At 75.3% G+C, this 20,836-nt stretch carries 24 protein-coding genes; 6 read left to right on the top strand and 18 right to left on the bottom strand.

Annotation, left to right across the window (positions count from 1 at the left end):
- Positions 1-32: 32 nt before the first annotated feature.
- Positions 33-710 (bottom strand): macro domain-containing protein, encoded by a 678-nt coding sequence (locus AB0P35_RS02445; RefSeq protein WP_363505342.1) that lies wholly within the window; start codon positions 708-710, stop codon positions 33-35.
- Between the two features lie 193 nt (positions 711-903).
- Here AB0P35_RS02445 and AB0P35_RS02440 point away from each other — a divergent pair, with 193 nt between their 5' ends.
- Positions 904-2,538, top strand: coding sequence for an ADP-ribosyltransferase domain-containing protein (locus AB0P35_RS02440; RefSeq protein ID WP_363505339.1), 1,635 nt, complete (start codon positions 904-906; stop codon positions 2,536-2,538).
- A gap of 36 nt (positions 2,539-2,574) precedes the next feature.
- Here the strand turns inward: AB0P35_RS02440 and AB0P35_RS02435 are convergent, their stop codons facing one another.
- Together AB0P35_RS02435 and AB0P35_RS02430 are read right to left on the bottom strand one after the other, a co-directional pair.
- Positions 2,575-3,759, bottom strand: a complete 1,185-nt coding sequence (locus AB0P35_RS02435) for a branched-chain amino acid ABC transporter substrate-binding protein (RefSeq protein WP_363505336.1) — start codon at positions 3,757-3,759, stop codon at positions 2,575-2,577.
- A gap of 533 nt (positions 3,760-4,292) precedes the next feature.
- Entirely contained in the window at positions 4,293-5,168 is an 876-nt protein-coding gene (locus tag AB0P35_RS02430; RefSeq protein WP_363505333.1) for an oxygenase MpaB family protein, read from the bottom strand.
- Positions 5,169-5,340: 172 nt separating this feature from the next.
- On the opposite strand from AB0P35_RS02430, the gene AB0P35_RS02425 reads away from it, so the two are divergent.
- Complete coding sequence (locus AB0P35_RS02425) at positions 5,341-5,820, top strand: DUF427 domain-containing protein (protein WP_363505330.1); 480 nt, start codon at positions 5,341-5,343, stop codon at positions 5,818-5,820.
- A gap of 60 nt (positions 5,821-5,880) precedes the next feature.
- Here the strand turns inward: AB0P35_RS02425 and AB0P35_RS02420 are convergent, their stop codons facing one another.
- The 8 genes from AB0P35_RS02420 to AB0P35_RS02385 all read right to left on the bottom strand — a co-directional run bounded on the left by AB0P35_RS02420 (position 5,881) and on the right by AB0P35_RS02385 (position 9,170).
- Positions 5,881-6,054: a CsbD family protein gene (locus tag AB0P35_RS02420; RefSeq protein WP_095871670.1), complete on the bottom strand. Its 174-nt coding sequence runs from the start codon at positions 6,052-6,054 to the stop codon at positions 5,881-5,883.
- Positions 6,055-6,152: 98 nt separating this feature from the next.
- Positions 6,153-6,569 (bottom strand): SsgA family sporulation/cell division regulator, encoded by a 417-nt coding sequence (locus AB0P35_RS02415; protein WP_095871671.1) that lies wholly within the window; start codon positions 6,567-6,569, stop codon positions 6,153-6,155.
- Between the two features lie 91 nt (positions 6,570-6,660).
- The gene (locus AB0P35_RS02410) at positions 6,661-7,089 is read right to left on the bottom strand and encodes an ATP-binding protein (protein WP_363505326.1); all 429 of its coding nucleotides are present in this window, start codon (positions 7,087-7,089) and stop codon (positions 6,661-6,663) included.
- A gap of 82 nt (positions 7,090-7,171) precedes the next feature.
- Positions 7,172-7,504: an STAS domain-containing protein gene (locus AB0P35_RS02405; protein ID WP_363505753.1), complete on the bottom strand. Its 333-nt coding sequence runs from the start codon at positions 7,502-7,504 to the stop codon at positions 7,172-7,174.
- 213 nt (positions 7,505-7,717) lie between these two features.
- Complete coding sequence (locus tag AB0P35_RS02400) at positions 7,718-8,062, bottom strand: PRC-barrel domain-containing protein (protein WP_363505323.1); 345 nt, start codon at positions 8,060-8,062, stop codon at positions 7,718-7,720.
- A gap of 70 nt (positions 8,063-8,132) precedes the next feature.
- The gene (locus AB0P35_RS02395; protein WP_095871675.1) at positions 8,133-8,393 is read right to left on the bottom strand and encodes a GlsB/YeaQ/YmgE family stress response membrane protein; all 261 of its coding nucleotides are present in this window, start codon (positions 8,391-8,393) and stop codon (positions 8,133-8,135) included.
- 207 nt (positions 8,394-8,600) lie between these two features.
- Positions 8,601-8,921 carry a WhiB family transcriptional regulator gene (locus AB0P35_RS02390; RefSeq protein WP_363505320.1) on the bottom strand — a complete coding sequence of 107 codons (321 nt, stop codon included), beginning with the start codon at positions 8,919-8,921 and terminating at the stop codon, positions 8,601-8,603.
- 24 nt (positions 8,922-8,945) lie between these two features.
- Complete coding sequence (locus tag AB0P35_RS02385; protein WP_095871677.1) at positions 8,946-9,170, bottom strand: DUF6458 family protein; 225 nt, start codon at positions 9,168-9,170, stop codon at positions 8,946-8,948.
- A gap of 210 nt (positions 9,171-9,380) precedes the next feature.
- Between AB0P35_RS02385 and AB0P35_RS02380 the strand changes: the two genes are divergently transcribed.
- Complete coding sequence (locus AB0P35_RS02380; RefSeq protein WP_095871678.1) at positions 9,381-9,815, top strand: SRPBCC family protein; 435 nt, start codon at positions 9,381-9,383, stop codon at positions 9,813-9,815.
- A gap of 56 nt (positions 9,816-9,871) precedes the next feature.
- Here the strand turns inward: AB0P35_RS02380 and AB0P35_RS02375 are convergent, their stop codons facing one another.
- From AB0P35_RS02375 to AB0P35_RS02365, 3 genes are read right to left on the bottom strand one after another with little or no spacing between them, the layout of a single operon-like run.
- Positions 9,872-10,897 (bottom strand): mechanosensitive ion channel domain-containing protein, encoded by a 1,026-nt coding sequence (locus tag AB0P35_RS02375; RefSeq protein WP_363505316.1) that lies wholly within the window; start codon positions 10,895-10,897, stop codon positions 9,872-9,874.
- Positions 10,898-10,954: 57 nt separating this feature from the next.
- The gene (locus AB0P35_RS02370) at positions 10,955-11,395 is read right to left on the bottom strand and encodes a hypothetical protein (protein WP_363505313.1); all 441 of its coding nucleotides are present in this window, start codon (positions 11,393-11,395) and stop codon (positions 10,955-10,957) included.
- A gap of 31 nt (positions 11,396-11,426) precedes the next feature.
- Positions 11,427-12,074 carry a hypothetical protein gene (locus AB0P35_RS02365; protein ID WP_363505310.1) on the bottom strand — a complete coding sequence of 216 codons (648 nt, stop codon included), beginning with the start codon at positions 12,072-12,074 and terminating at the stop codon, positions 11,427-11,429.
- Positions 12,075-12,309: 235 nt separating this feature from the next.
- On the opposite strand from AB0P35_RS02365, the gene AB0P35_RS02360 reads away from it, so the two are divergent.
- Positions 12,310-12,753, top strand: coding sequence for an SsgA family sporulation/cell division regulator (locus tag AB0P35_RS02360; protein WP_363505307.1), 444 nt, complete (start codon positions 12,310-12,312; stop codon positions 12,751-12,753).
- Between the two features lie 173 nt (positions 12,754-12,926).
- On the opposite strand, the gene AB0P35_RS02355 is transcribed toward AB0P35_RS02360, so the two are convergent.
- Together AB0P35_RS02355 and AB0P35_RS02350 are read right to left on the bottom strand one after the other, a co-directional pair.
- Positions 12,927-13,820: a SigB/SigF/SigG family RNA polymerase sigma factor gene (locus AB0P35_RS02355; RefSeq protein ID WP_363505304.1), complete on the bottom strand. Its 894-nt coding sequence runs from the start codon at positions 13,818-13,820 to the stop codon at positions 12,927-12,929.
- Between the two features lie 567 nt (positions 13,821-14,387).
- Positions 14,388-14,792, bottom strand: a complete 405-nt coding sequence (locus AB0P35_RS02350) for a hypothetical protein (RefSeq protein ID WP_363505301.1) — start codon at positions 14,790-14,792, stop codon at positions 14,388-14,390.
- A gap of 70 nt (positions 14,793-14,862) precedes the next feature.
- On the opposite strand from AB0P35_RS02350, the gene AB0P35_RS02345 reads away from it, so the two are divergent.
- Positions 14,863-16,170, top strand: a complete 1,308-nt coding sequence (locus AB0P35_RS02345; protein WP_363505298.1) for an NAD(P)/FAD-dependent oxidoreductase — start codon at positions 14,863-14,865, stop codon at positions 16,168-16,170.
- Between the two features lie 148 nt (positions 16,171-16,318).
- Positions 16,319-18,451, top strand: a complete 2,133-nt coding sequence (helR, locus tag AB0P35_RS02340; protein WP_363505295.1) for an RNA polymerase recycling motor ATPase HelR — start codon at positions 16,319-16,321, stop codon at positions 18,449-18,451.
- An 18-nt stretch (positions 18,452-18,469) separates the two neighbouring features.
- Here the strand turns inward: helR and AB0P35_RS02335 are convergent, their stop codons facing one another.
- Positions 18,470-19,462, bottom strand: coding sequence for a MerR family transcriptional regulator (locus AB0P35_RS02335; RefSeq protein WP_363505292.1), 993 nt, complete (start codon positions 19,460-19,462; stop codon positions 18,470-18,472).
- A gap of 576 nt (positions 19,463-20,038) precedes the next feature.
- A complete protein-coding gene (locus AB0P35_RS02330; protein WP_095875247.1) occupies positions 20,039-20,788 on the bottom strand; it encodes a DUF1295 domain-containing protein in 750 nt (249 codons plus the stop codon).
- Between the last annotated feature and the right edge of the window lie 48 nt (positions 20,789-20,836).

Genomic DNA, 20,836 nt, shown 5'->3' with positions numbered 1-20,836 from the left:
CCGTCGTCGACCACGGCAGGGCGAGGCCCAGGTCAGCGGCGGGCGGTGCGGCGGGCGGGCGGCGCGATCCGGACCCGCTCGGTCTCGGGTGCCTTGTCGATGTCGTCGAGCTGCGCGGTGACGGTGCTGCGCAGCTCGTCGAAGTCCTCGAAGCAGTGGTCCTGGAAGAGCGTGTAGCCCGTCCACATCAGGTTCGCGCAGACACGGGCCGGCACCCGGCCGGTCTGGGCGCCCATGCCGACCAGGGCCACCGAGGTGATGCTGCCCGGGGCCTGCGCGTTCTGCCGGTGGATCGCCTGGAAGGCGGCGGCGCAGGCCAGGGCGACGTTCAGGGTCTCGCTGACGTTCTGCGAGGACGCCTCCATGGTGGGCGCCGAGATCAGGAACTTCGGGTTGACCGCACCGGACGGCACGCAGACGGCGCTGCCCACCGGGAGCCGTCCCGCGAAGCCGCTGCGGATCGCCCGCTGGACGCGCAGCTGGATGCCCGCACCGAGGTGCCGCTTGATGACGGCGTCGACGCCGCCGTCCATCCGGCCGCGGGAGTTGGTGGGGCTGACCCAGGCGTCGACCCGCTCGTCGAGGATGGAGCCCTTGCGGATCTCGACCCCGGGGGTGTCGGCGAAGGCGGCCCGCCAGGACTCCACCACGGTGGAGTTGATGTCGGTCAGTACGACCTTCAGCGGCGCCTGCTCGCGGTTCTCGGTCATGGTCCACTCCCCTGCGACAACGGATCTTCTGTCACTCCCGACGCTAGGGCGTTGCACTGACAGGGCGGCCGGTGCGAACGGCCGGCCGGCGGTTGTCACTCGCGGCCGATAGGACTGTGGTTGCCGTCGGCGGACCGACGGCCCTCCATGCCGTGCCGTCGGCACGCTTCGACCGTCCCGGAGTACCTCCACCATGACTGACGCCACCACCAATGCCGACGCCAACGCCGGTGCCCAGCCCGACCCGAACGACCCGCTGGCCCTCGCGGAGCTCTTCCAGGGCGGCGGCGAGCCGTGGCTCCCGCTGCTGAAGCCGGTCATCGAGGCGCGGCCGGACGCGGCGGCGTTCATCGGCCCGGGCCGCGCTCCGGAGGTCGTGCCCGTCCGTGAACTGACCTTCCAGGCGCTGAAGCCGCACGCGCCGCACAAGTGGAAGGTCGTCGTCTTCGGTCAGAACCCGTACCCGCGGCCGGAGAGCGCCACCGGCATCGCCATGTTCGACAACACCTTCCACGACTGGAAGGACAGCCAGTTCGGCCGGGTCGTCAGCATCCGCTGCATCATCAAGGCGGCGGCGATGTGGAAGTACGGGATCGTCAAGAAGACGCCGATCGCCGACGTCCGGGCGCTGCTGAAGGAGCAGGACACCGTCCAGCCGCCCGAGTGGTTCCAGGCGATGCTGACGCAGGGTGTGCTGCTGCTGAACGCGGCGCTCACCGCGGACAGCGACGGGGCGACGGGCACCGACCGGCACACCGCGTTCTGGCGGCCGGTCGCCGAGCGGATCGTCGAGGAGATCCTCAAGGCCAAGCAGGACGCCGCCGAGGAGGACCGCGGTGTGGTCTTCGCCTGGTGGGGGGCGCACGCGCGGAGCCTGAAGAAGGTCGTCCTGCAGCTGCAGAAGAAGTACCCGGGCGTCGAGGTCCGGCACATCGACCACGCCAATCCCGCGGCGCAGGGCGACATCTTCTGCGACGGCGACCACTTCGGGACGGTGAACGCGGCCCTCGCCTCGCTGGGTCACGACGGGATCGACTGGCTGCCGAGCACGGGGTGGAACACCCTCGCGGGTGAGGCCGGCGGGGCGGACGGCGACACCGCCGAGCGGATGGGCGCGTTCATCGCCTCCACCATGGAGCTGCACCAGCTGTATCTGGAGCGGCTCGCGAGCGTCAAGGACGAGGGTCTCGAACTCCCGGCGATCACCGGTGTGTTCGACACCCCGCTGCTGGGGTTCCGGGACGCGGTCGGCCCGGTCGCGCAGCTGCTGCGGGGCCTGGACCGGCACGTCGACCGGTCGCACGAGTTCGGCAAGCGGCGGGCGGACGAGGCGGCCGACGGCCTGTCCGCCGACGCGATCGCCGCCCTCCACCTCTACACCTGCGAGTCCGCGTTCTACCGGGAGATCAACGCCGTGCTGCGCTCCCCGGACCGGTCCCGGCTCGTCCCCTATCTTCCGTACCTGCGACTGCTGTTCGCGGCCGTGTCGCAGCTCCCCGTCCGTACCGCGCCGCTGTGGCGCGGTGTCTCACTGGACCTGCGCTCGCAGTATCCGCTGGGGCGGACGGTGACCTGGTGGGGTGTCTCCTCCTGCACGTCCGAGCCGGGCGTGGCGCGGGCCTTCATGGGCAGCCGCGGACGGCGGACGCTCTTCGAGGTGGTCCCCGCCCGGGCCGTGGGCATCCGCGACTTCTCCGCGTTCACCGGCGAGGAGGAGTTCATCCTGCTGCCGGGCACGCAGCTGGAGGTGACGGACGTGAAGTCCGAGCGCGGCGGCCTGTGCACCGTCACGCTGACGGAGGTGGCCGAGCAGACCGTGGTGTCCTGAGCGGGCACCGGTCGGCCGGTGCCCGCCCGGGGCGGGTCAGAAGTCGCGGAGCCGGCCGAACGGGACGATGGCCGTCCACGTGCCGTTGGCGACCTTGTAGATCGAGGCCACCTGGTTGTGGGTGTCCCCGAACTCGTCGAAGGAGACGTCGCCGGTGACGCCGAAGAAGGACACGTTCTGCATCGCGTCCGCGACGGCCTTGCGCAGGGCGGCCCCGGAGAGTTCCGGGTCGGCCTGCCGGGCCTTGCCGACCGCCTGGATCAGCGCCCAGGTGGAGTCGTAGCCGTACGGGCCGAACGGGCCGGGCTCCTCCTTGTAGCCGGCCGCGCGGTAGGCGTCGAGGTAGCTGAAGGCGGAGGCGAGGCCCTCCACGGAGATGCCGGGCTGGCTGGCGAAGTCGCCGTTGGAGGCCCCGCCGGCCGCCTTGATGTAGCCGTCGGTGTGCAGGCCGTCGCCGCCGGCCAGCGGCGCCTTCACGCCGGCCGCCTTGAGCGCCGCGGAGAGCGGGCCGCCCTCCGGGTGCTCGCCGCCGTAGTAGACGATGTCCGGGTCCTGCGCGGCGACCAGCGAGGCGATCTTCGTGAAGTCGGTGGTGCCGGGCTTCACCGTCGTCCGGTACACCACCTTGCCGCCGACCTCCTCGAAGGCGGTCGCGAACTCGGCGGCGAGGTTGGATCCGTAGGCCTTGGTGTCGCTGATCACGGCGGCCCGGCCGGCGTGCAGCCGGTTGTGCGCGTACTTGGCGAGCAGCGGGCCCTGCACGGCGTCGGTGGTCACCGTCCGGTAGTACGTCGCGTACTGGCGCTTCTTGCCGTTGGCGCGGTAGTCGGCGCCCCAGGTCAGCGCGGGTGAGGTGTTGGACGGGGAGACCTCGGCGAGGTCTGCCTGGGAGAGCCCCGGGGCCATGGCGATCGCGCCGGAGGAGGTCAGCGGGCCGACCACGCCCATGACCCGCGGGTCCGCGACGAACGCCTCGCCGTTGGCCTTCGCGGCCTGCTCGTCGGCCTCGTCGTCCTTCGCGTCGAGGACGAACTTCACACCCGGCACGGTGTTCTTGGCGTTGGCCTTGTTGATCGCCAGTTCAGCGGAGTTCCGGATGCCGAGGCCCAGGTCGGCGAGCTTGCCGGTCAGCGGACCGTCCACGCCGATGACGACCGTCAGGTCCGACCCTGAGCCGAGCACACCCGAGGAGCAACCGGACAGCAGTACGGCGCAGACCACCCCCAGAGCGGAAGCCCTGGGTCGCGAGAAACCGGTCACTTGCACATCCCTTGCTGAGTGGGTCTGCTCATGGGGACGCCGGACCGCGCCGACCGGAGCCGCGGGTGGCGGCAGGGCGCGCAGGGAGGTGCGGCACGCCGCGGGCCCGGTGGACGCTGCACCGGGGCACGGCAGTTGGCACCTCTGTGGACGGTCCGGCGAGGGACGGCGGCCCGGGCGACGGCAGCGAGCCGACATGTCCGGATCACCGACCGGCGTCCATGGGCCGCGACCCTACGGGCGTGCCACCGGGAGCGTCAACGGGTACACCGAAACCCAACCGGTGATCGCCTGACACCCGCCGAGCAGCCGAATCCGTCCGCGCATGACCGGTTGGGGAACAGATCGGTTCGAATCGTCGGCAGTTGGGGCTCGGCAACCGGCATTCCGCAACCGGCCAGGGGGGCAAGCCTTCGACACCGGGCCCGCCCCGGGGCACCTGACATTCAGAAGACTCCACATCCCGCGCGGTGTGCACACGATCCGACGATGCCTCAGACACTCCGCCCCGGGTGACCGGCCGGCTCCGCGGCGAGTCCGTACCGCTCGCGCGCGGCGACCGCGTACGGACCCTCCCACCAGCCGCGGGGCAGGCGGAAGACGGCCGAGCGCAGCGCCCTGGCCTCCAGGTCGGCCGCCCGGTCGGTGATCCACCAGCCCGGCAGGCCGTACATCCGGCGGGCCCAGCCCGGCAGCATCGCGAGCGCCAGCCCGACCAGGCCGGCCCAGGCCGGGACGGCCAGCAGGGCGCTGCCGTGCAGCGGCGGCAGGAAGGCGAACCGGACCGCCTCCCGGGCGGCCGGGGTGACGCACAGCTCGGGCCGCACCGCGGCGAAGTAGTGCCGCAGGGCCGCGGCGGAGTCCGGCACCGGGACCTCGGGGGGCACCCCGACCAGCCGGGCCACCACGCTCTGCTCGCGCAGGTAGGCGTCGGCCTCGGCGGCGGTCAGCGCCAGCCCGGCGCGGCGGACCACATCGAGGAAGGAGCCGACCTCGCAGGCGTGCACCCAGACCAGCAGCTCCGGATCGTCGGCCCGGTACTCCCGCCCGGTCGCCGGGTCGGTGCCGCGGACGTGCTCGTGCACCCGGTGCACCCGGCGCACCGCCTCGCGGACCTCCGCACCGGTGCCGTAGCTCACCGCGCCGACGAAGCGGGCGGTGCGGTCGAGCCGCCCCCACGGGTCCTCGCGGAAGGCCGAGTGCTGCGAGACCCCCGCCATCGCCAGCGGGTGCAGGGCCTGCAGCAGCAGTGCCCGCAGGCCGCCGAGCAGCATGGCCGGGTCGGCGTGCACACGCCAGGTGACGGAGTCGGGGCCGAACAGGCCGTCGGCCGGTATGCGCGGCCGCTGCGCCGGTGAGGTGCGGGGCATCCGGACCACCTCCTGTCGCTTCGAGCCTGCCCGCCGCCGGTGGCGGGCAACCGCCGGCCGGGACGGCGCGGCGGCGGGCCCATCCGGTCCGGGGGGCGGCTCCGAACACCTTGGGGGCGCCCGGCCCGGCGCGCCGTCCGGGCGGGCCCGAGCGGAGAGGAGGCGCGCTGCGATGACCACTGAGGGCGGGACGGAGTCGGTCTGGGACTACCCCCGTCCGCCGCGGGTGGAGAAGGCCGGCCGCCGGGTGACCGTGGAGTTCCGCGGCCTGCTGGTGGCCGACACCGACGAGGCACTGCGGGTGCTGGAGACCAGCCATCCGCCGGTGTTCTACCTGCCGTCGGCGGCGGTGGCGCCCGGGGTACTGGTGCCGTCCTGGCACCGCAGCTGGTGCGAGTGGAAGGGTGCCGCCGTCTACTTCGACCTGGTCGTCGACGGGACGCGCAGCGAGAACGCGGCCTGGAGCTACCCCGAGCCGGCGCCCGGTTACGAGGAGATCCGCGGCCACCTGGCGTTCTACCCGGGGCGGGTGGACCGCTGCACGGTGGGCGGCGAGGAGGTCGTCCCGCAGGAGGGCGGCTTCTACGGGGGCTGGATCACCCCGGAGATCCGCGGGCCGTTCAAGGGCGCGCCGGGCACCGGAGGCTGGTGAGCACGGGCGGCCGGGGGCACCCTTCCTGGGGGCGCCCCCGCCGCGGGGCCGTGCCGGGGGTCAGTGCTTGAGGGCGTCCTTGGCCTTCTCGCCGGCCTGCTTGGCGTCGGCGGCGGCCTGGTCGATCTTGCCCTTCGCGGTCAGGCGCTCGTTGCCGACGGCCTTGCCCGTGGTCTCCTCCGCCTTGCCCCGGGCCTTCTGTGCCATGTTCTCGACCTTGTTCTTGCCGCTCATGACCACTCCCTTCGGACCCGGCGGGCGTTCCGCCGGCGGTCACGGACGGCGTCTGCCCTGCTCCCGGCGTTCCATGCACGGCCGGCCTCCCGGGCCGGTCAGTCGGTGGCCCGGAGGAAGGCCTCGACCGTGTCCGGCCAGCGCACCTGCCGGTGCTCCTCGCCCGGCCGCACCACCTCGGCCGTGTCGGCGAGGAAGCCGCGGAGCTCGTCGGTGGCGACCTGCACGAGGGCCACGCCGTTGCGGTTGTGGAACTCCAGCTGGGTGAGCCCGCCGTCCACCGGCACCAGCCGGAAGTCGCCGTCGCCGGCCGGGCCGCCGAGGCCCTCGGTGAGCAGCTCCCGGGAGACGTACCAGCTGATCGGGTCGCCGCCGGACATCTCGCCGTCGGCCGGCGGGTCGGGGAAGTCCAGCACCACCGCGAACGGGTCGTCCGAGTCGTACCGCAGGACGAGCGGCACGACCCCGGGGACGGGGGCGGGAATGGAGGCTGCACCGGCCTGCGCGATGATCACGGTCGACTCCCCTGGGAGGTCCGAAGCGGTCGGGCGGCCGTCTGCCCCCGATCGGCCCGGCCATGCGCCCCCGACGGGCGGAAAGCCGGCCTCAGGGGGTGTCGGGCAGCGCGACCTCGGCCCAGACCGCCTTGGCGCCGGGCGCGCGCAGCACGCCCCAGGCGGTGCTCAGCCGGCCGACGATGTGCAGGCCGTGCCCGCCGGGCCGGGACGTGCGGTGCGGGCTGCGCGGCTCCGGCACGCCCTCGCCGGCGTCCAGGACCTCGATCCGCACCGAGCGGTCCGCCAGGACGAGCACCAGCTCGCGCGGGCCGCCGCCGTGCAGGCAGGCGTTGGAGACCAGCTCCGAGACGATCAGCCGGACGTCCTCGTCGAACAGCTCGTCGCAGGCCAGGCCCCAGTCCAGGAGCACCTTGGCGGCGAACTCCCGGCCCGTCCGGACCTGCCCGGCGGGTCCGAAGACGTACCGGCGGCGCTGGCCCAGCACGGGCCCGTCGGCGGTGTACGAACTGCTGCTCATGTCCTCACCCTGATGCATGTCCGGCTCTTCCCCGGCCCTCCCTCGTCGGGGGCCTCCTCGCCAGGGCGGCCCGGGGCCGTCCTCACCCGGCTGCGCACGCCTCCCCCACCGTCTCGAAGACCCGGAACACCGCGCCGGTGCCGGTCAGTTCGAACAGCCGGCTCAGCTGCGGACCGGGCTGCGCCAGGACGAGCGTGACCCCCGACTCCTCGGCGTCCAGCCGGAGCCGGAGCAGGAGGTTGAGGCCCGTCGAGTCGCAGAAGCCCACCGCGGCGAGGTCGATGCAGAGCACCCCTGGTGCGGCGGCCGAGACCAACTCCCGCAGCGGTGCCTCCACCTCGGCGAGTCCGTCGAGGTCGAGGTCCCCGGAGAGGGAGCAGACCACCGCCCCCTCCGGACCGGACGCGGTCCGCAGGGGCGCTCCGGCTCCCGCGGCCCGACCGGTCGTCGGCCCCGTACCCAGCTCACCGCTGCCCATGTCCCGTGCCCTCCGCTGGCGGCCGTCCGCGGTGCGGCCGCCGATCCGTCACTTCTCGCCTGCCCGGCGGCCGGTGATGGCCGACCGCCCCTGGCACCGTACCCGGTGTCGGCCGCGGTGCAACCCGCGGGACCGGCCGCCGGCGGACGGTCAGATCATCGGGCCGTAGTACGTGCCGAGGGCGCTCAGGTGGTCGGCGGGCACCTCGTGCTCGCTCACGAACTCCGGTGCGCCCTTGATCTCGTCCTTCGAGCGGTTGACCAGGACGGTCCGCTCCTCGTGGTCGATCCGCAGGATCGTGCCGGCCGGCAGCAGCACCTGACGGCCGAAGATCCACGGGCCGGTGTCCACGACCAGGTAGGAGGCGTCGACCTCCACGGAGTGCCGGTCGACCTTGCCGATCCTCCCGTCGGTGGCCTGCACCGTGTAGCCGATGACGTCCCGGTCCTCGGTGTGGCCGTTGTCGGGGTGGTGGTTCCAGATCTGCTCGCGCATCCTCGTCTCCTTCGCTCGGTCGGTTCGGGTCCGCGGCGCCGGCGCGTCCGCGCCCCGGCGGCGGGCCGGATCAGCGCCTGCGCCCGGAGTACACCGGGGAGGCGGCGGCGATCAGCACCGCGGCGACGCCCACCTGCAGCAGGTGCCGCAGCCAGTCGATTCCGCCGGTGTGCCGCACACCGAGGTACGAGGCCAGCGTGTTGCCGAGCACCGCGCCGACCACGCCGATCAGCACGGTCAGCCACAGCGGCACGGGCTGACGGCCCGGCAGCACCAGCTTGGCCAGCAGGCCGACCACCAGGCCGGCGACCAGCGCCCAGAGGATCGTCATCGCTGAACCTCTCCTTCGTCCGTCGTCACCCCGGCCACCGGCCCGGCCCGCCGAGGGCCGGTCCGTCCGGGGACGGGCGTCGTCTGCCCCGAGCCGCCCGCTCCATTCCCCCTCGGTCCCCCTCGGTCCCCCTCGGTCCCCCTGAGTCCCCCTGAGTCCCCCGGGTTCCGCCTCGGCCTGCGCACGGCACCCGACCGGGAGGGCGGCTCAGTCCCGGCCCGGCGGCCGGGCCGCGGCGGGACGGCCGCGGCGCCGGGCCCCGGCCCGCAGCGCGCGGCGCTCGTCCTCGGTCAGCCCGCCCCAGATGCCGTACCGCTCGTCGGCGGCCAGGGCGTACTCCAGGCACTGGCCGCGCACCGGGCAGCGCGTGCAGACGCGCTTCGCCGCCGCCTCCCGCTCCTGGCTCCGCTCGCCGCGCTCCCCGGCCGGGTGGAAGAACAGCGCGGCGTCCTTCCCCCGGCAGGCGGCGCGGCGCTGCCAGGCCCAGCCCCCGGTGTACCGCCGGGTCCGGTGCTCCTCGGTCTCCATCGGTGCTCCTCTCCCGGGGGCGGGTCACAGCCCCTCGTAGTACCGGCGCTCCTCGACGACCTCGTCGGCGGGGCGGCCGACCGGCCGGCGCCGGCGCAGCGCGCTCGCGTACACGACCACGCCGAGCAGGCCGGCCGCCATCAGCACCCAGCCGACGGTGTCGAGGTCGACACCCGAGAGGTGCCAGTCCACCGCGAAGGCGAGAATCGCGCCGATCGCGAACAGGATGATGCATCCGCCGATGCCCATGGGATCTCCTCCGTCGTCACTGCCGCGGTCCGCCGTGGGTGGCGGGCCGACGGCGCGTCTACCCCCGCTCGCCGCCGACACCCGGGGTGCGCCGCGATTCGGCCCGGGCGGATCCGGGCCCGGCGGGCATGTCCGCGCGCCGCCGGGACAGACGGCCTGACGGACGGTCACCGACCGGTGGGCGTCGGTGCGACACGGAGGTGGCGAGCGATGGCGCGGGTCGAGCAGTCCGTCCAGGTCGGGGTCCCGGTGCCGGTGGCCTACCGGCAGTGGACACGGGTGGAGGAGTTCCCGCTCTTCGTGCGGGGTGTGCTGCGGGTCGAGCGGCCGGAGTCCGGGCTCACCCGCTGGACGGTCCGGACCGGCGGCGCGATACGGGAGTTCGACGCCCGGGTCACCGAGCGGATCGAGGACGAGCGGATCGCCTGGGCGTCCGTCACCGGCGACCTCCGGCAGACCGGCGTGGTGACCTTCCACCGGCTGGACGAGCGGCGGACCACCGTGATGCTGCAACTGGACGTCCGGCCGGGCCGGTTGGCCGACCGGCTGGCCGTCGTCCTCGGCTTCACCCACCGCCGGGTGCTGGACGGCCTGCTCGGCTTCAAGGAGTTCGCCGAGGCGCAGGCCGCGCGGCAGCGCCGCTGAGCGGGCCCGCGCGGACCGGGCGGTGCCGGCCACCGCCCGGTCCGCGCGCGGGCGGCTCAGCCGTGGACGGGGTCGAGGGCCACCCGGGGCAGCGCCTCCGGGTGCTGCTCGCGCAGGTAGCCGATCAGCCGTTCCCGGATCCAGCAGCGGAGTTCGAAGGCGTCGGCGGCGTTGCGGGCCGTCATCAGGGCCCGCACCACGATGGTGCTGGGCGTGGTGTCGACGACCTGCAGGGCGCTGCCCTCGCCGTCCCACCACGCGCACTCCTTCAGCAGCCGCTCGAACTCGGCGCGCAGCTCGCCGACGGGCGTGCGGTGGTCGAGGTGGAGCAGCGCCGTGCCGGTGATGGCCGGGTCGCGCCGGGACCAGTTCTCGAAGGGCTTGCCGACGAAGTACGAGACCGGCATGACGATGCGCCGCTGGTCCCAGGTGGCGATGACGACATAGGTGAGGGTGATCTCCTCGACCGTCCCCCAGTCGCCCGCGACGACTACCTCGTCGCCGAGCCGCACCATGTCGCCGAACGCCAGCTGCACCCCGGCGAACAGGTTGGCCAGGGTGCTCTGCGCCGCCACACCGACCACCAGGCCGAGGATGCCCGCCGAGGCGAGCAGGCTGGCGCCGACGGAGCGGACGGCCGGAAAGGTCATCAGGGCGGCCGCCAGGGCGACCACGGCGATGCCGGCGCTCGACAGCCGGCGCAGCATGCCGGTCTGGGTGCGGACGCGGCGGATCCGCGCCGGGTCGCGCCGCTCGGTGGCGTACCGGGCGAACGAGGTGTCGATCAGCAGCGCCACGACCCGGGTCAGCAGCCAGGCGCCGGCCGCCAGGACGAGCAGCACCAGGCCGTGCCGCAGCGGCCCGCGGGCGGGCTCCGGCAGGCCGGCGGCCGGTTCGGCGGCGAGCAGCAGCAGGCCGGCGAGGGTCAGCAGCGCGGGCACCCGGCACGGCTGCAGCAGGGTTCGGAGCCGGCCCGCCGCCGGGCGTCTCGCCAGCACCAGCACCGTGCGGTCCAGCAGCAGGATCGCGAGCAGTGCGGCGGCGGCGACCGCGACGGGCCTCAGGACGGTCCACACGGGCATGGTCCTCCGTTGACGGGGTCGGACGGCGGTGTACGGACGGCGGAGTACGACGCTCCGTCAGGAGGCCAGCAGGCGGTCCAGGACGCCGCGGTAGTCGCGCAGCGCGAGCCGCAGCTCCTCCGTCCCGGCGTCCGGCCCGGCCGGTGTGCCCGGCTCGGTGTGCAGCCCCTCCCGGCGGCGGCGCACCGCCTCGGCGACCAACTCGGCCGCCCTGGCGACCAGTTCGTCGGCCTGCCGGACCGCCTCCGCCGGGTCGTCGACGAACCCGGCCTGCACGGCGTCCCACTCGGCCGAGACGGTCGCCACCTGCCGCGGGTCGAGCCAGCCGCCGAACCCGTCCCCGGCCGGCCCGCCCGCCGCCGGGGCGGGGAGGTCCGCCCCGGCGACGTCCGCCCGCGGCGAGGAGGCGTCCGGCTGGCGGGGGAAGGGCACCCGTCGGGCCTGCGCGTGACCCTCCGGCCTCTGGTGCTCGGTGTCGTTCGATCGGTCCTCGCTCATGTCACTCCTCGCAGAAGATCGGTTGGACGGATCAGGGCTTGACGGCCCGTCGGCCGGGTGCCGGGGCGGCGCCCGGCGGGCGGGTGCCGAGGGCCCTGGTGGTCAGCACCTTCGTCGGGGCGGTCCCGGGTGCGGGCCGCTCGACGGGGGACGGGTGGTCGCGGCCGAGGACGTCCAGGGTGAGGGCGCGGACCGCCAGGAGAGCGGTGCGCAGGTCCTCGGTGCCGGCGGTCGTGCCCTCGGTCCGGCCGAGGGTCTCGCGGGCCGTCCGGTACGCGCCGAGCAGTGGTGCGTGGTCGACGGACAGCACCTCGGTCCGGCCGGAGGACGGGTAGCCCATGCGGTCGAGCAGGGCCTGCAGGGTCCGTTCGGCCTCGGCGGCGGCGCGCGGCGGGTCGTCGACGAAGAGCACCTGAAGTCCTCGGACCGAGGTCGTGACCTTCTCCCGCTCGGCCGCGGGGAGGCCGGTCAGCCGCAGTCGGCGGCGGAGCGCGAGCCGGTCGGCGAGTTCGCGGTCGGTGCGGCGGACGTCTCCGCCATGGCTGCGCAGGGTGCGCTCGTACTCGGGCCCGAACCGCGTCCGCAGGCCGCGGGTGCGCAGCCGCCGGCGGACGAGGGGCACCGCGGCCGCCGCGGCGGCGCAGAGCAGGACCACGAGGAGGACGGCCACGGTGGGCATGGGCTCTCTCCTTCCGGTGGGGTCCGGGCCCGAGGCGGTGTCCCGGACGTGCTTCCGGCGGTACCGCCTTGCCGCTGACGGCGCGGGCAAACCCCCCTCCGGGGACGCTTTGATGACGAACCGTCGGCTGGCGGGCAGTGACCGCCCGCGCCCGTCCCGCATGGACCTCCGCCGGCGGGGCACGTGCCGGTGGGCGGGCATCGGCCCGGTTCGCGCAGGAGCGGAGGGACGCAGCATGGTGGAGACGATCGAACGGCACACGACCGCGCGGATATGCGGGTCCCGTCCCCGGCAGGTCCGGGTGGTGCTGCGGTACCGGACGGACGACCCGTTCGCCGTCGCGCTGTGCTTCCCGGGGCCGGCGCGCCTGTCGGAGACGCTGGTCGTCGAGGACGGCGGCGCGGTGGACGACGGCCCGCGGTGGACGGTCGGCCGCGACCTGCTGGCGGAGGGCCGCCACGGCAGCACCGGCCCGGGCGACCTGTGCGTCCGGCCGGACGAGGACGGCGGGGTGCTACTGGAGTGGCGCTGCCCCGGGGCCGGGGCGTCCGTCCGGCTGGGGTCGGCGGAGCTCGGCGCGTTCCTGGACTGCACCTACCGGACGGTGCCGGCCGGCTGCGAGTCGGCCTTCGTGGACTGGCCGCACACCCCGGAGGAGTTCCTGCGGCGCATCGTCTGACACCCCTTCAGGGCGCTGGCGGCACCCCGCCCCCAGCGCCCCGTGGTCCGGGCGGCGGGCCCCGGCACCGGCACCGGACGGACGGGGCAGAACGCCCGTACCCGCGGTTCCCGGGTGGGCCCGGGTCGCGGGTACGGGCGAGCGGTGCGGGTGCCGGGGCGGCCGGCGGTGTGTCAGGCCTCGGTGCCGAGCATCCCCTCGCGCAGGCGGGAGAGGATCCGGGCCAGCAGGCGGGAGACCTGCATCTGGGAGACGCCGAGGCGGGCGCCGATGTCGGCCTGGGTCATCTCGTCGACGAAGCGCATGTGCAGGATGGCCCGGTCCCGTTCGGCGAGGGCCGCGACCAGCGGCTTGAGCGCCTGCAGGTTCTCGACCTTCTCCAGCCCGGGATCGTGCCGTCCGAGGCGCCGCAGCAGGGAGCCGTCGCCGTCGTCGTCGTCGCTGCCGAGGTCGAGCGAGCCGGCGGTGTGGGCGTTGCGCGCGATCATGCCCTCCACCACGTCGCCCTCGGTGATCTCCAGGTGGGCGGCGAGTTCGGCGACGGTGGCCGGGCGGCCGAGGTCCTGTTCCAGCCGGTCGCTCGCCTTGGCGAGGGCCAGCCGCAGTTCCTGGAGGCGGCGGGGCACGTGGACGGCCCAGGTGGCGTCCCGGAAGAAGCGCTTGATCTCGCCGAGGACGGTGGGCACCGCGAGCGTCACGAACTCGAGGCCGCGGTCCGGGTCGAAGCGGTCGATCGCCTTGATCAGGCCGACCGTGCCGACCTGCACGATGTCGTCCATCGGCTCGCCGCTCTGCCGGAACCGCCGGGCGACGTACCGGACGAGCGAGAGGTTGAGCTCGACGAGCGTGCCGCGGACGTACGAGTACTCGGCGGTGCCCTCCTCCAGCCTCCGCAGCCGGGCGAACAGGGCCGACGAGAGGACCTTGGCGTCGGCCGGGGCGACCGCCGACGGGTCCTCGACCAGCCGCCGGACCGGCGCCGCGGCCGGCACGGCGACGCCCTCGGATTCTGCGCCCGCCGCGGTCGCTCCGGGTGCGATGGTCGACCCTTCACTCATCACTGCCATGGCCATTCCTTCCGTGGGTGCGTCGGCGGCTCGCATGCCCGGGGTCCGGGCGCTCACCCCCCTGCCCCGGGATCCTCCACGCAAGAGTGCCGACGACTGCACGGGCCCTTCACATGCGGCATGGTTCGTCCACCTCCGGCGAGGGGTGGACGGTTCCCCCGGGCGGCGGGCGGAATCAGTGCGCAAGCGCTGCGCCTGGTGGCCGCCGGGGACGCGGCCGAAGACTCTCGGCAGGGCCCGGGCCCGGGGGCGGCGGCCCGTCGGTCGCCGGGCCGTCTCGGCACCGCTGCGCTGCGCTGCCAGGGAGGCCGGCACATGACTCACCGTCCGCGGACGGACCCGACGCCGCACTTGTGGCCGGGCGCGTGGAACGGGCCCGGGGCATCCGCTGCCCGGGCCCGTGCATCCACCGCCGGCGCGGCCCGCCGGGCGGTGCCGCTCCGTGGACCGGCGGGTCTGCCTGCGCTCGTTCCAGCCTCCGCCCGACGGGCGGCGCGGTCCACCCGCAGCGTTCGTGCAGCGCCGGCCCGCGCAGCCTCCGCCCGTCGCGCGCCCCTGCCGGCCTGCCTAGGGCACGGTCTCGGCCGGCCGGTCGCGCTGCAGCAGGCCGACGACGGAGAGCGCGCCCCAGCCGAGGGAGACCACGAGTGCCGCGGCCCGGTGCCGTCCGGTCGGCAGTCCGGCGGAGACCTCGGTGACGCCGGACAGCAGGGCGGCGTCACCGAGGTCGGCGGCGATCCGCAGCAGGGCGGCCGTGCGGAGGCTGCGGTCGTCCGGGGCGAGCAGCATCGCCAGGCCGCAGGCGGCGTCGCGGAGGGCCAGCGGGGCGATGCAGACGGCGACCGGCTGCGGGACGGTGCCGTCCGGCGCGGCGAGGCCGGAGGGCCGGGCCAGCAGGGCGGGGCGGCGGGTGACGGCAAGGCCGTACACGGCGGTGGCGGCGCCGGTGAGGCGCAGGAGGGTGCGGTTCACATGGAGGTCCCTACCCAGCGGCCGGCTGTCGTGCGCGGCGCGTACGGCCGAACGGAGAGGAGCCGGTGAGGTGGACTCGGTGGATGTCGTGGTGGTCGGGGCCGGGCTGGCGGGGCTGGCGTGCGCCCGCGACCTGGTCGCGGGCGGTCTGGAGGTGGCGGTCCTGGAGGCGTCCGACGGGGTCGGCGGCCGGATGCGGACGGATCCGGTGAGCGGCTTCCGGCTGGACCGCGGCTTCCAGGTGTTCAACACGTCGTATCCGCAGGTGCGGCGGCGGATCGACCTGCGGGCGCTGCGGCTGCACCCGTTCACCCCGGGGTTCGTCCTGGCCTGCGACCGGGTGCGGCGGTGGTTCGTGGATCCGACGCGCCGCCCGGATCTGGCCGGCGATCTGCTGCCGGGCCGGCTGGCGCCGTTCCGCGACACCGTGGCGCTCGGGCTGCTGAGCGCCCGTGACATGGTGCTCCCGGCTGCGCTGCTGCGGCGCGGCCGGGACGTGTCGACCGGCGCCGCGCTGGCCTCGGCCGGCCTCTCACCGGGAACGGTGGACGGGGTGCTGCGGCCGTTCCTCGCCGGGGTGTTCCTGGAGGAGGGGCTGGAGACCTCCGGCCGGGTGTTCCACCTGGTGTGGCGGAGCCTGCTGCGCGGCACGCTCTGCCTGCCGGAGTTCGGGATCGGAGCGGTGCCGGAGCAGTTGGCGGCGGGCCTGCCGCCGGGCACGGTGCGGCTGGGGTCGCCGGTGGCGGAGCTGACGGCGGACGGGGTGCTGCTCGCGGACGGCACGGAGCTGCCCGCCGGGCGGACGGTGGTGGCGACCGAGGCCCCGGAGGCGGCGCGGCTGCTGCCGGGGCCGGCGGTGCCGCCGGGCCGCTCGGTGACGACGCTGTACCACGCGGCGCCGGTCTCCCCGCTGGCCGAGCCGACGCTGCTGGTGGACGCGGACGGCCCGGTGCTGAACAGCGTGGTGCTGTCCGAGGTGGTGCCCGGGTGTTCGGGCGACGGCCGGGCCCTGGTGGCGACCTCGGTGCTCGGCCCGGCCCGGGAGCCGCGGGTACGGGCCCGGCTGGCCGAGCTGTACCGGGTGGACACGGGCGGCTGGGAGCACCTTGCGGACCGCGCCGTCCCCTACGCGCTGCCCGCGATGCCGGCCCCGCACCCGCTGACCCGGCCGGCCGCGCTCGGCGGCGGCCGGTACGTCTGCGGGGACCACCGCGGCACCGGGCCGGTGCAGGGCGCGTTGGCCTCCGGGGCACGGGCGGCCCGGGAGGTGCTGGCGGACGCGGCAGGGGCGGTCACGGCGGGTCCTGGCAAGACGGCGGGTCCTGACAAGAAGAAAGGCAAACGGGATGACCCACCGCTTGCCACTCTCAAGGTATAGCGCACAGGGGGTCTTGCGGCAAGGCCCCCGTCGTACCGCACAATCGCTGATCTGAACCCGGATCCTGTGGAATTGGGAGATTCACGAAGTGCGTACGGATTTGTCGGTCAATGACCGGTGCGGTGCCCCTGAGACGAACTCCCTCGCCATGAACGCGTTCGACCTTCCCGACCACCTGTCACCCAAGGCCGACCCGGCGCTGGTCGCCGCCGACGAGCAGCACTTCGCGGCCGTCGCGGAGAGCCTCCGGCAGGCGATCGCCGAACTCTCCGACCGCCTCGACGCCGTGCGCAGGGCCCCCGGCGGTGCCGGCCGGGCGGCGATGGACCGCGACGCCGAGGTGCACCGGCTGACCGGCCGGCTGCGCGCGCTGCGCCGCTTCGGCCTCGACCTGTGCCTGGGCCGCGTCGTCGGTGCAGACGGTTCGGAGCCGGTGTACGTCGGACGGCTCGGCCTGACCGACGGCACGGGGCGCCGGCTGCTGGTCGACTGGCGTTCCCCCGCGGCGAAGCCGTTCTTCGCCGCGACCCACGCCGACCCGATGGGCCTGGCGAGCCGCCGCCGGTACCGCTGGACCGGCGGCCGGATCACCGACTACTGGGACGAGGTGTTCACCGCCGACGGGCTGGAGGGGCACGCGGCGCTCGACGACCAGTCGGCCTTCATCGCCGGCCTGGGCGCCGCCCGCTCCCCCCGGATGCGGGACGTGCTCGCCACCATCCAGGCCGACCAGGACGCGGTGATCCGGGCCGGCTCCCGCGGCGCCCTGGTCGTCGACGGCGGCCCGGGCACGGGCAAGACCGTCGTCGCGCTGCACCGCTCCGCCTATCTGCTGTACTCCGACCCGCGGCTGGGGCACCGTCGGGGCGGCGTGCTGTTCGTCGGCCCGCACCGGCCCTACCTGGACTACGTCGCGGACGTGCTGCCCGGCCTCGGCGAGGAGGGTGTGCAGACCTGCACCCTGCGGGACCTGGTCGCGGAGGGCGCCGCCGCGGGGGTCGAGGCCGATCCGGAGGCGGCCCGGCTGAAGTCCTCCGCGGACATGGTGCGGGCGATCGAGAAGGCCGTCCGGTTCTACGAGGAGCCGCCTTCGGAGGGGACGGAGGTCGGCACCGACTGGGGCGACCTCTGGCTGAGCGCCGAGGACTGGGCCGATGCCTTCGACGCGGTCGAACCGGGCACCCCGCACAACGAGGCGCGCGCGCAGATCCTGGAGGAGCTGGCCGCGATCCTGCTGGGCAGGCTGGACGAGGACGTCGCGCCCGAGCTGGTCCGGCGCGCACTGCTGCGGGACGAGGAGTTGGTGGCGACGCTCAACCGCGCCTGGCCGCTGATCGAGGCGGCCGACCTGGTCGGCGATCTCTGGTCGGTCCCCGCCTACCTGCGGATGTGCGCGCCCTGGCTCGGCCCGGACGACGTCCGGAGGCTGCGGCGCCCGGACGCGCAGGCCTGGACGGTGTCCGACCTGCCGCTGCTGGACGCGGCCCGGCACCGGCTCGGCGACCCGGAGGCGGCCCGGCACAGGCGCCGACAGGAGGCCGTCGTCGCCGCCGAACGCGCCCGGATGGCCGACGTCATCGGCGACATCCTCCGGGCCAACGACGACGGCGAGGGCGCGGTGGCCATGCTGCGGGGACGGGACCTGCAGGACACCCTGGTCGACGGGGCGGCGCTGCCCGGCACCGATCCGGAGCCGCTGGCCGGCCCGTTCGCGCACATCGTGGTGGACGAGGCGCAGGAACTGACCGACGCCGAGTGGCAGACGCTGCTGCTCCGCTGCCCGTCGCGGAGCTTCACCGTCGTCGGGGACCGCGCCCAGGCCCGGCACGGGTTCACCGAGTCGTGGCGGGAGCGGCTGGAGCGGATCGGGCTCGACCGGATCGAGGTCGCCTCACTGGGCATCAACTACCGGACGCCGGCCGAGGTCATGGCCGAGGCCGCGCCGGTCGTCCGGGCCGTACTGCCGGACGCCAATGTGCCGACCTCGGTGCGCAGCAGCGGCATCCCCGTCGTGCACGGGTCCGTCGAGGAGCTGGATGCGGTCCTGGAGCGCTGGCTCGCCGCACACGCCGACGGGACGGCCTGCGTCATCGGCGCCCCCGGGTTCCGGGCGACCCCCCGGGTCCGGTCGCTGACGCCCGCGCTGTCGAAGGGCCTCGAGTTCGACCTGGTCGTCCTCGTCGACCCGGAGGCGTTCGGCGAGGGCGTCGCGGGAGCGGTCGACCGCTATGTGGCGATGACCCGGACGACCCGTCAACTCGTCGTTCTCAGGAGCTCCTGACACCGGGCCGGCAGGCCGTCAGGACGCGGCCAGCGCCTCCAGGTGGGCGAGGCCCTCGGGGAGGCGGCGCGGGCGCAGGGTGCCGGCGATCCGGTCGGTACCCGCCCAGCCGGGGCCGCCGAGCAGGACGGCCGGGCGGGTGCGGGCACCGCGCGGGCCCCAGGCGGTGGCGGCGGCGAGCTGGGCCAGCCGCGGGTCCGCGGTGTCCCGCGTCTGCGACCACAGCAGCGCCGCCGACGGGCCGATCCGCCGGACGGCCTCGACCAGGGCGGCCGGCGGCACCGCCGGCCCGAACATGCGGAAGGGCACGCCGCGGTCGGAGAGCCCGGCGGCGGCCGCCTCCAGCGCCAGCGAGTGCATCTCCCCCGGCATGCCGGCGAGCAGCACCGGCGCCACCGGCGCGGCCGCTTCGGCGCAGCGGGTGACCTTCCGCAGGGCGCCGGAGATGTGCCAGGAGAGCAGGTGCTCCACCTCGACGTACCGTTCGCCCTCCACCGCCCACTTGCGGCCGACCGCCCGCAGGGCGGGCATCATCACCTCGTCCCAGGCCGTCACCAGGCCGAGGTCGGCCAGCGCCCGGTCGAGCATCCGCTCGACGGCGGGCGCGTCGAGCCGGACGGCGGCCCGGCCGAGGCCGCGGCACTCCGGCCGGACGGTGCCCAGCGGCAGTGCCCGGCTGCCGCCGGACTCGCGGGGCTCGGCGTGCTCCCGCGGCCCGCCGGGCCCGGGACGGCCCTGCGGGAGTCTGACGAGGGAGCCGGCCCGGGCCAGCCGGGCCGCTTCGGCGGGCGGCACGCCGTGGGCGGTGAGCCGGCACATCGCCTCCAGCACGGCGACGTCCTGCGGGCGCCACCGGCGGTGCCGGCCGGCCTCGTGGCCGGAGGGGCCGATGCCGTACCTGCGCTCCCAGGAGCGGACGGTGGTGGGCGAGACGCCGAGTCGGCGGGCCACTCCCCCGGTGGTGATGCTGGCCTCGGCGAGGCTCGCCGTCAGCTCGGTGGGGATCTCCACTCCGGCACGGTACGCCTGCCGCCGCGCCGGCCGGACCCGACACGCCCGAACGGTGCACAGACGATGCGAGCTGCCGGGCGGGGGCCGCCGTTCCACGGTGGAAGGGCCGGGCATCCAGCCCGGTGAGGAAGGAGGTCGATCGCCATGGCAGCCGCCGCCCTGCCACCGCGGGAGCGATCCGTCCTCGCCGGCCTCGAACGGCTGACCCGCCCCGGCGATCCGGGGCTCGATCGCGGGCCGCACCGCACTCACGGCCCGGCGGGTCCGCCGCTGCGACGTCCGCGAGGACCCGGACGCACCGCGATGGCCCCCGTGCGTGCGGTGGCCGGCACCGGACTCGCCCTGGGGGCTGCCGCGCGGGACGTCGCGGCGGCCCCGCCCGCCGGACCGGCCGCCACGGGCTCGGCGGCCGCGCACCGGCTGCCGGCGGGTACCGGCTCCGGATTCGGATGATTCGCTCGACAGAAGGTTGCCGAAGAGGCGGGCGGACGCTCCGGCGCCCGCCCGCACCGTGCACGGCTGCGCCGACGTTCTCGTCGACGCACACGGCCCCCGGTCTGGACAAGCCTCCGGGCCTCAGCGCACGGTCCGGCGGCGGGGTGGGAGGGGGACGAAGCCGCTGGTGCGGGCCGCGTACTCGGCCCAGCCGGGTTTGTCGGAGCCCATCTGGCGTTCCAGCATCGGTTTGCCGCTGCCGAAGGCGAGCAGCCAGGTCATCAGCAGCGGGCTGCCGACGAACGCCCAGCCGATGGGGGCGTCCGCGGCGAGCAGGAAGAGCCCCCACCAGACGCAGGCGTCTCCGAAGTAGTTCGGGTGCCGGGTCCAGGCCCACAGGCCGCGGTCCATCACCCGTCCGCGGTTGGCCGGGTCGGCCTTGAACCGGCTCAGCTGCAGGTCGCCGACGGCCTCGAAGAACAGGCCGACGGCCCAGACCGCGGTGCCCGCCCAGGCGAGCGGCCCGGGCGCGCCGGGCAGGTACTGGGCGGCCTGCACGGGCAGCGAGACGAACCAGACCAGGCCGGCCTGCAGCAGGTGGACCATCCGCACCGCGTACAGCGTGCGGGCCCGGCCGGGGGGCTTGCGGGCGAGCATCCGGGCGTAGCGCGGGTCCTCCCCGGTGCCGCGGGCGCGGCGGGCGATGTGGGCGGAGAGCCGCAGGCCCCAGAGGGTGGTGAGTGCGGTGGCGAGCAGCCGCCGCCCGTCGTCGCCGTACCCGGCCGAGAGCCCGTAACCGGTGAGGGCGACGGCGGTGAAGGCGAGGCCCCAGGCGGTGTCGACGCCGCGGTGCCGGCCGGTGCGCAGGGCGACGGCGAGGGCGGCCAGCATGACGGCGAGGGCGGCGCCGGCGGTGGCCGCGAGGTTGACCGCGAAGGC

Origin of the sequence: Kitasatospora sp. NPDC085879 (assembly GCF_040686255.1) — a bacterium.
Lineage (GTDB): Bacteria > Actinomycetota > Actinomycetes > Streptomycetales > Streptomycetaceae > Kitasatospora.
The sequence above is the reverse complement of the archived record's forward strand: the minus strand, read 5'-3'. Positions and strand labels throughout refer to the sequence as shown.